Annotated in this window: 8 protein-coding genes and 1 pseudogene; 1 reads left to right on the top strand and 8 read right to left on the bottom strand. The window is 71.4% G+C overall.

Annotation, left to right across the window (positions count from 1 at the left end; all coding sequences use genetic code 11):
* Positions 1–74: 74 nt before the first annotated feature.
* The 8 genes from lepB to proS all read right to left on the bottom strand — a co-directional run bounded on the left by lepB (position 75) and on the right by proS (position 6,688).
* Positions 75–1,007 (bottom strand): signal peptidase I, encoded by a 933-nt coding sequence (gene lepB / locus KS423_RS33265; protein ID WP_224283477.1) that lies wholly within the window; start codon positions 1,005–1,007, stop codon positions 75–77.
* Positions 1,008–1,085: 78 nt separating this feature from the next.
* Positions 1,086–1,436 (bottom strand): 50S ribosomal protein L19, encoded by a 351-nt coding sequence (rplS, locus tag KS423_RS33260; protein ID WP_030306736.1) that lies wholly within the window; start codon positions 1,434–1,436, stop codon positions 1,086–1,088.
* 154 nt (positions 1,437–1,590) lie between these two features.
* Complete coding sequence (gene trmD, locus KS423_RS33255; RefSeq protein ID WP_224283478.1) at positions 1,591–2,409, bottom strand: tRNA (guanosine(37)-N1)-methyltransferase TrmD; 819 nt, start codon at positions 2,407–2,409, stop codon at positions 1,591–1,593.
* Positions 2,410–2,525: 116 nt separating this feature from the next.
* A complete protein-coding gene (gene rimM, locus KS423_RS33250; RefSeq protein ID WP_224283476.1) occupies positions 2,526–3,107 on the bottom strand; it encodes a ribosome maturation factor RimM in 582 nt (193 codons plus the stop codon).
* Between the two features lie 157 nt (positions 3,108–3,264).
* A complete protein-coding gene (locus tag KS423_RS33245; protein ID WP_030056773.1) occupies positions 3,265–3,504 on the bottom strand; it encodes an RNA-binding protein in 240 nt (79 codons plus the stop codon).
* A gap of 2 nt (positions 3,505–3,506) precedes the next feature.
* Positions 3,507–3,935 (bottom strand): 30S ribosomal protein S16, encoded by a 429-nt coding sequence (gene rpsP / locus KS423_RS33240; RefSeq protein WP_196946892.1) that lies wholly within the window; start codon positions 3,933–3,935, stop codon positions 3,507–3,509.
* 318 nt (positions 3,936–4,253) lie between these two features.
* A complete protein-coding gene (locus KS423_RS33235) occupies positions 4,254–4,832 on the bottom strand; it encodes a hypothetical protein (protein WP_049650398.1) in 579 nt (192 codons plus the stop codon).
* A 443-nt stretch (positions 4,833–5,275) separates the two neighbouring features.
* Complete coding sequence (proS, locus tag KS423_RS33230) at positions 5,276–6,688, bottom strand: proline--tRNA ligase (RefSeq protein ID WP_224283475.1); 1,413 nt, start codon at positions 6,686–6,688, stop codon at positions 5,276–5,278.
* A gap of 188 nt (positions 6,689–6,876) precedes the next feature.
* Between proS and KS423_RS33225 the strand changes: the two are divergent.
* A pseudogene (locus KS423_RS33225) lies at positions 6,877–7,198 on the top strand (hypothetical protein); the annotation flags it as partial.

The following is a 7,198-nucleotide window of genomic DNA, read 5'->3' as shown; positions in this document are numbered from 1 at the left end:
GGCCTGCCGCGCCGACCTCTCCCGGTCCTCCGGTCGCCGTTCCCCCGGCGGCCGGGCGGTCGGCGAGCCGCCCCCTACCCCTGGTCCCCATGACCACCCGCCCCCGCAGTCGAGGCGAAGGCCGCGGGCCGGTCCAGGCTGGTCCAGCGCGAGAACGGGTAGACCACCCAGTCCGCCCGGCCGATCACCTTCTCCTCGGGCACGAAGCCGCCACCGGGCTCGCCGAGGTGGTCGCGGGAGTCCCGGGAGGCGCTGCGGTGGTCGCCCATCACCCACAGCTCACCGGCCGGCACGACGACGTCGAAGGCCACGCTCGACGGGTCGTCGCCCGGAAACAGGTAGGAGGTCTCGTCGACCGGCACGCCGTTGACGGTGATCGGCGCGCCCGGGCCGGTGCTGGTCACCCGGTCCCCGCCGACGCCGATCACGCGCTTGACGTAGACGGTGTCCCCGGCCGGGGCCAGGCCGAGGTCCTGGGCGAACGAGCGCAGGCCGTCCCAGAAGCCCGACGGCTTCGCCGACTCCCGCAGGAAGGAGCCCGTCCCGTCGAAGACCACGACGTCGCCCCGCCGGGGGTGGCCGCCGAAGGCGTAGGCGAGCTGGTTCGCGACCAGCCGGTCGCCCGGGCGCAGGGTCTCCTCCATCGATCCGGAGGGCACCGAGAACGGACGCGCGACGAAGGCGTTCACCAGCAGCAGGGCCGTCAGGCAGATCGCGGCCAGGAGCAGCAGGTCCCGCGATCGCGAGTGCCCGGGCTCCTCGTCCTGGTCCGAGCCGTCGTCGCCGGAACCGCCGGCCCGCTCCGGTCCCTCCGCCCGCTCCAGGCCCTCGGCCGGTTCCAGAACCTCAGCCCGCTCCGGCCCCTCGGCCCGCTCCAGGCCCTCGGCGTCATCCGCCGCCGCGCCACCGGCGGCCTCACCGGAAACGACCGCGGACCGCGACAGCGAGTCCGCACCGGTGGGTGCGGGACTGCCGTCGCGGTCCGCGGGTGGTTCGTGCGTGCTCATCGGGGGGTGAGCTTACCTTGCGGCCGTTCGGCCCCCTCGGAGCGTTCCGATCCCCCGGCGAGGCCGGGGGCCGGTGGATCAGCGGTCGCGCTTCTCCTTGATCTTCGCGGCCTTGCCGCGGAGGTCACGCAGGTAGTACAGCTTGGCGCGGCGAACCGCACCGCGGGTCACGACCTCGATCTTCTCGACGACCGGGGTGTGCACCGGGAAGGTGCGCTCCACGCCGACGTTGAAGCTGACCTTGCGAACGGTGAAGGTCTCACCGATGCCGGCGCCGTGGCGGCGGATGACGACGCCCTGGAAGACCTGGACACGGGAGCGGTTGCCCTCGATGACCCGGACGTGCACCTTCAGGGTGTCACCGGCGCGGAAGGCCGGGATGTCGCTACGCAGCGAGGCCGCGTCGACAGCAGCGAGCTTGTTGCTCATGTTGCTCTCCATCGTAGGCGCCACGGGCCGCCCACGGAAAATCGTCACAATGGGGTCTACTGCGGGCCGCATCGGCTGACGACGATCCCCCCGTGGCGGGGGCGCCGGTCCACGTGCCCCCTACGGAAGGGCGCCAGCGACAGACAGCAGCGGCCTATTCTTCCACACCACCGGCCACGGACCGAAATCGGCCGAGCTGCTCGTCCCAAGCCAGGCCGAGGATGCTCAGCGCCTCCCGCTCCTTCTTGTCGAAGGCGCCGTACTGCCAGCGCTCGACCAGGTCGGGCCGGTTCGCCAGGGTCCGGGCGAAGGCCTGCTCGCGGCGCCAGCGGGCGATCTTGCCGTGGTTGCCGCTGAGCAGCACGTCCGGCACCGTCCGGCCGCGCCACTCGGCAGGCTTGGTGTAGACCGGGCCCTCCAGCAGGTCGGCCATCGCGCCCGGCGCGAAGGAGTCGTCACGGTGGGACTCGGCGTTGCCGAGCACCCCGGGCAGCAGCCGGGCGATCGCCTCGACCATCACCAGCACGGCGACCTCGCCGCCGGCCAGCACGTAGTCGCCGATCGAGGCCTCGACCACCGGCATCCGGGTGCCCGCCTCCTCGATCACCCGGCGGTCGATGCCCTCGTACCGGGCGGGGGTGAAGGCCAGCCAGGGACGGCCGGCCAGCTCCTGGGCGAGCTCCTGGGTGAACGGGCGCCCGCTCGGGGTCGGCACGACCAGGGTGGGCACCTGCCCCTCGGGACCGGCGGCGACCACCGCGTCCAGCGCCTCGCCCCACGGCTCGGGCTTCATCACCATGCCGGGGCCACCGCCGTACGGGCTGTCGTCGACCGTGCGGTGCACGTCGTGCGTCCACTCGCGCAGGTCGTGGACGTGCACGTCCAGCTGGCCGCGGGCGCGGGCCTTGCCGACCAGCGAGATGTCCAGCGGCTCCAGGTACTCGGGGAAGATGGTGACGACGTCGATCCGCATGCCGCTCTGCACGCCGTTGGACACGGCACCTCCCGACACGACGTCGCCCGACACGGTGCCGCGCGACTCGACACCGCCGGCCGTTCCGGCGCCCGCCCCGGCGCTCTCCTCGACGGTCACTCCGAATCCTCCGTACCCTCGGTGCCCTCCGTGCCCTCGGCCGAGGTGGTCCCCGCGACCTCGGCCTGCTCCGGGTCGATCAGCCCGGCCGGCGGAGTGATCACGGCGCGCTGGTTCTCCAGGTCGATGGTCGGCACGATCTGGCTCACGAAGGGCACCAGCACCTCCGTACCGTCGGCCTTCTTGACCGTGAGCAGGTCCTGGTAGGGCAGGTGGACGACCTCGGTCAGCTCGCCGACCGGGGTACCGTCCAGCAGCACCACGTCCAGGCCGATCAGCTGGTGGTCGTAGTACTCCTCCGGGTCCTCGGGGCGCTCCTCCGGGTCGACCTCGGAGATGAGCAGGGTGCCGCGGAGTGCCTCGGCCGCGTTGCGGTCCTTGACGCCGGCGAAGCGCAGCAGCAGCCGGCCGCTGTGCACCCGGCCGGACTCGATGGTCAGCGGTCCGGCCGACGCGGGGTCGGTGAGCAGGACGGCACCGGGGCCGAGCCGGAGTTCCGGCTCGTCGGTGCGGACCTCGACACTGACGTCCCCCCTGATGCCGTGGGCACGGCCGATCCTGCCGACGACGAGCTGCACGGTGATCGTTCTCCTGGAGTTCCTGAGCCGAAACGAAAAGCGACGGGCTGCGAAGCGATGATGCGACGGAAATGCGGACGGAAATGCGAGAGGCCGACCGGGACGACATGCGTCCCGGTCGGCCTCACAAGCCCTGACGGCTGAACGAGCAGCAGCGTCAGCGAATGTTGTCCACGTCGACCAGGTCGACCCGGACGTTGCGACCGCCGAGGGCGCCGACCACGGTGCGCAGAGCGCGCGCCGTACGGCCGCCCCGGCCGATCACCTTGCCGAGGTCATCGGGGTGCACCCGCACCTCGATGGTGTTGCCCCGACGCAGGTTGCGCGAGCGCACCTGCACCTCGTCGGGGTGCTCGACGATGCCCTTCACCAGGTGGTCGAGGGCGTCCTCGATCACGATCAGGCCTCGGCAGCGGCGTCGGCCTCAGCCTCGGCCTTGTCCGACTTCTTGGCCTTCGGGGTGATGGCGACGCCGGTGGTGGCGTCCTCGAAGCCGGCGACGGCCTTGGCGAACAGGTGCGAGAAGTCCTCGACCTTCGGCTCGGCGACCTTCAGCGGCTCCGGAGCCGGCAGGCCCTTGAACTTCTGCCAGTCGCCGGTCAGCTTCAGGATGGCGAGCACCGGCTCGGTCGGCTGGGCGCCGACGGACAGCCAGTACTGGGCGCGGTCGCTGTCGACCTCGATCTTCGAGGGGTTGTAGGTCGGCTGGTAGATGCCGATCTCCTCGATCGCGCGACCGTCACGCTTGGTGCGGGCGTCGGCGACGACGATGCGGTAGTGCGGGGAGCGAATCTTGCCGAGACGCTTCAGCTTGATCTTGACTGCCACGGGAGTGGATTCTCCTGGTGTTGACGTGGGTGAGCGGGCTCGCCATCGCGTGGGGTTGCGGAGCGGACCGTTCAAGGGACACGCCAGCCGTAGGAGAGAGGGGTCCTGCTCGGCTGCCGAGTACTCAGCTGTCCATTCTGCCACACCGGCGAGAACCGCCTGCACGCGGGCCCGGGCGCCCGGTCAGGGCTCGACCGGGAGCCCCCGCTCCCGGTCCAACCCGAAGAAATCACTCCCGACCTGCTGTACCACTCACTGCGTGCCGCCCATTCCGGCCGGACCGCTGCCCGCACAGCAGCCCGCCGGGACGTCGACCGACTACGCGATCTTGAACGGCTGCTGGCACGCACCGCAGACGATGGACGCCTGCGCGAGCACCGACGGAACGACCCGGACGTTGCGCCCGCAACCGCAGACCGCCTTGACCCGCACGCCGCCCCCGGAGGAGCCGTGCCGGGCCGCCGGGCCGCGGAAGGCGCGCGTCGCGCCGTCGCCGGCCACCGCCTCCTGGTGCGCCCCGAGGGCACGGTCCAGGCGCTCGATGGTCTCGGCGTACCGCTCCTGGGTCTCCTTGAGCATGGTCACCTGGGAGAAGCCGCTGCTCGCGTGCGGCTCGACCGGGTGCGCCAGGCCCAGCTCGGAAGCGAGCATCAGGAAGCGCCGGTTGTGGTAGCGGCCGGCGCGCGAGGTGTCCCGGATGTCCCGGGCCGCGGCCAGACCGTGGGCAGCCTCGTGGAGGAGCCGCTCGAAACCGAGCCGCGTCCCACAGGCCGAGGAGGACTCGCCGATCAGCGCCTCGGGCGAGGCGAGGTCGGGAAGGTCCTGGTGGTAGGCCTGGATGTCGCTCCAGGCGGCGGCCAGTTCGGCCGCGAGAACGAGGGGCTGTGTCGTGCTCACGCTAGACCAACGATGGAGTGCGAGCCGATGTTCCGCATGTTCTCGTTCCCGGGGAATTCACAGGGAACTCCCAGGAATGCAAGGTCGCGCGCGAATTGCGCGCTCCGGATCTGACGCAAGACCAACCCCCTGCCGGTTTCGGCCCGTCGCAGCGCCGACGGGCCTGGTGAATTCCGTCCGGGGGCGGGCTGTCGCCACCCGGGACGTACGGCCCGTGGGCCTGCCGGATTGACAGGGCCACGGGCCGTACACCGTACCGCTATTCCGTTAATACCGGGAGTTGACCGGCCAGTAGGGATGTCCACCGCACGGACACACCGGAAGAGTTACCGGATTCTTACCCATCCGCATTCCGGGCAAATGTCGCCGGTGGCGGTCATTACCCGCGGACCACGGACGTCGGGCGGACATCCGTGGGACATCCGCCGACCACCGAACGGATGTCAGTACGCCCGCGCGACGAGCGCGACATTGCCTTCCTGGTCGTCCGTCTGCGGCACCGAGCCGTCGGCCGCGACGATGCAGCGGACCGAGACGCCCTGCTCGGCCAGCTTGGCCTCGCCCTCCGCACCGAGCTCGGCCCAGGAGATCCGGCCCCAACCGGTCGCGGCGGCCTCGATGGCCTCGTCGATGGTCTTGACGTCGACCGTACGGGACTCGCGGCGCTCGCGGGACTGGCGCAGCAGCAGCGCCTGGTCCTCCTCCAGGATGCCCGGGAGCAGCGCGGCCAGGGCGTCGATGGAGACCGGCTCCTTGCCGCCCGGGATGCGGCGGGCCAGCATCGCGGTGCCGTTCTCCAGGTCGCGCGGGCCGACCTCGATGCGCAGCGGGACACCCTTGAGCTCCCAGTCGACGGCGCGGCGGCCGAACGGGGTGTCGGTGCGGTCGTCGACCACGACCCGGATGCCGGCGGCCTCCAGCTGGGCGCCGATCTCGCGGACCTTGGCGATGACCGCGTCGTCGCCCTTGATCGCGAGCACGACGGCCTGGACGGCGGCCAGGCGCGGGGGCACCCGCAGGCCGTTGTCGTCGCCGTGGGACATGATCAGGCCGCCGACCATGCGGGTCGAGACGCCCCAGGAGGTCTGCCAGACGTACTCGCGCTCGGCGCCCTGCAGCTGGTAGGTCGTGTTGAACGCCTTGGCGAAGTTCTGGCCCAGCTCGTGGCTGGTGCCCATCTGGAGCGCCTTGCCGTCGCCCATCATGCCCTCCAGGGTGAGGGTGTTGATGGCGCCGGCGAAGCGCTCCTTGGCGGTCTTGCGGCCGAGCACGACGTCGATGCCGAGCACGTTGGTCATGAAGTCGCCGTAGACCTGGGTGTGGATCATCGACGCGTAGTCGCGGGCGTCCTCGTAGCTGGCGTGGGCGGTGTGGCCCTCCTGCCAGAGGAACTCAGTGGTGCGCAGGAAGACGCGCGGACGCAGCTCCCAACGGACCACGTTGGCCCACTGGTTGATCAGCAGGGGCAGGTCGCGGTGGCTCTGGACCCACTTCGAGAAGTACTCGTTGATGATCGTCTCGGAGGTCGGCCGGACGACGACCGGCTCCTCCAGCTGCTTGCCGCCGCCGTGGGTGACCACCGCGAGCTCGGGGGCGAAGCCCTCGACGTGCTCGGCCTCCTTGGTCAGGTAGGACTGCGGGATGAACATCGGGAAGTAGGCGTTCTGTGCGCCGGCCTTCTTGATCCGCGCGTCCATCTCCTGCTGCATCCGCTCCCACAGCCCGTAGCCGTACGGTCGGATGACCATGGTGCCGCGCACCGGACCGTTGTCGGCCAGCTCGGCCTTGTTGATGAGGTCCTGGTACCAGCGCGGGAAGTCTTCCGCCTGAGGGGTGAGAACGGGTGCCTTAGCCATGGGGCGAATGGTACGGGGCCCGGGGCCCGGTTTCGAATCGGTATCAGCGGACGGGGGCGCACCACCGCGACACGCACGCACCACCCTGCACCCCTCTGGACGCCGGGCCCGACCCGCTGTTCGCTGGTGTGGGGCGGGACTTTGGGGGAGCCGTAGCAGCACACCGAAGGACCGGATGGGAGGCCGCCATGGCTTCAGCTCGGACGACCGGCACGGCCGCACGACCGACGGGCGCACGCCCGCACCACCCGCAGCCCGGGGCCGCCCGCCCCGCGCGGGCGCGCGACTGGGCGGAGATCCAGGAACGCATGCTGGTGCCGCTCTACGAGGCGGTCTACGACCGGATGGAGGTCGGCCCGGCGAGCAGCGTGCTGGGTCTGGGCTGCCGGTCCGGACTGGCCCTGCTGCTCGCGGCCGGCCGGGGCGCCCAGGTCGCCGGGCAGGAGCCGCGGGACGAGCTGCGCGAGCTGGCCCACGGCCGCCGGCTGCGGGTGTGCGCCGAATCCCGGG

Source organism: Streptomyces sp. LS1784 (genome assembly GCF_020103755.1).
In the GTDB taxonomy this organism is placed as follows: domain Bacteria; phylum Actinomycetota; class Actinomycetes; order Streptomycetales; family Streptomycetaceae; genus Kitasatospora.
Note: the sequence above shows the minus strand (reverse complement) of the source record. Positions and strands in the feature narration are given on the sequence as shown.